Origin of the sequence: Microcoleus sp. B7-D4 (assembly GCF_036705125.1) — a bacterium.
Classification (GTDB): Bacteria; Cyanobacteriota; Cyanobacteriia; order Cyanobacteriales; family Microcoleaceae; genus Microcoleus.
This window is the reverse complement of the sequence record NZ_JAUBTT010000264.1, coordinates 1-1,252: the sequence shown is the minus strand read 5'-3', so window position 1 is coordinate 1,252 and position 1,252 is coordinate 1. Positions and strand designations below refer to the sequence as shown.

2 protein-coding genes are annotated in these 1,252 nt (G+C 39.9%); both read right to left on the bottom strand.

Going from position 1 to position 1,252, the window contains the following annotated elements; translation table 11 throughout:
- A partial coding sequence (locus tag QUB12_RS37375; protein WP_333311127.1) for an RNA-guided endonuclease TnpB family protein occupies positions 1 to 929 on the bottom strand: 929 nt, incomplete at its 3' end.
- The gene (locus QUB12_RS37370) at positions 817 to 1,209 is read right to left on the bottom strand and encodes a transposase (RefSeq protein WP_333238103.1); all 393 of its coding nucleotides are present in this window, start codon (positions 1,207 to 1,209) and stop codon (positions 817 to 819) included. The genes QUB12_RS37370 and QUB12_RS37375, both read right to left, overlap by 113 nt.
- Positions 1,210 to 1,252: the final 43 nt, after the last annotated feature.

The following is a 1,252-nucleotide window of genomic DNA, read 5'->3' as shown; positions in this document are numbered from 1 at the left end:
TCAAAAATTGACAATTGCTTAAATTCTGGTGGGTTGACGCTTCTTTGGGTGCTGCTATCCTGGGATAGTCTTATGCTTCCTCCACGCCCGTTTAAAGTCTCCGAAAGTCCTCCGGCGACTAAAATGTTAGTTGCGGCGTTAATATCCCTATCATGAGACGTGCCACAGTTGAGGCAAATCCATTCTCGAATTGAGAGATCTAATTTCCCGATTTTAAACCCACAACAAGAGCAGGTTTTAGAAGTCGGTTCCCATCTATCAATGACTCGAAAATCTCTGCCATATTTTTCTGATTTTGCTTCTAGGAAAGTTCTAAATGTTCTCCAACCTAAATCAGAAATTGCACGGGATAATTTGCGGTTCCTAACCATTCCTGACACATTTAAGTCTTCTAACACAATCGTTTGATTCTCACGAATGAGTTGAGTTGATAACTTGTGCAGGAAATCTGTGCGAGTATCAGCTAGTTTAGCGTGAAGTTTAGCTAACCGCTTTCGATAAAATTCATGTCGTTTAGATCCTTTGGTTTTCCGAGATAGAGATTTAGATAACTTTTTCAGATTCCTAATCCTTTTCTTTAGGGGTTTGGGAGCTTTTATTTTTTGTCCGTTACTCAGAGTTGCAAAGGTTGAAATTCCTAGATCGATACCAACTGAACTATCAGAAGATGGCAAGACTTCGGGTTGAACTTCCACGACAAAACTGAGGAAATATCGGTCAGAACTGTCCTTGATGATTGTGACTGAACTGGGTTCTGAGGGCAACTCTCTTGTCCAAATCACCTTAAGCTTCCCAACTTTCGCTAAATAAACCTTCTCACCTTTGATGGAAAATCCTAGTGAGAGTGAATCGGGCGGATTGTTGAGATTTCCGCTTTTTAAAACGAGGGGGTTTAACTTTTTGTCCCTGACGTTTCCCTTTACATGAATTGAAGAAGTTTTGGTATGCTTGCTCTAAATCGTTTAAGGATTGTTGTAGGGGAACTGCTGAAACTTCTGATAACCATTCCCGTTCCTCTAACTTCTTAGCTTGAGTGATGAATTGCTTTTGAAGTTCGGCATTTTTCGGTTTCTTTTGGCCTCCAATATATTCAGAAATGCAAAAACCTAGACTATCGTTCCATACTACTCTGACACACCCAAATAACTTGGCTAACGCCAATTTATGAGAGGGTGTCGGATAGCATCGGTAGCGATATCTAGCTTTCATTTGTTTTTGATATTTACTGTCTTTATCTTAACATAAACCAGAA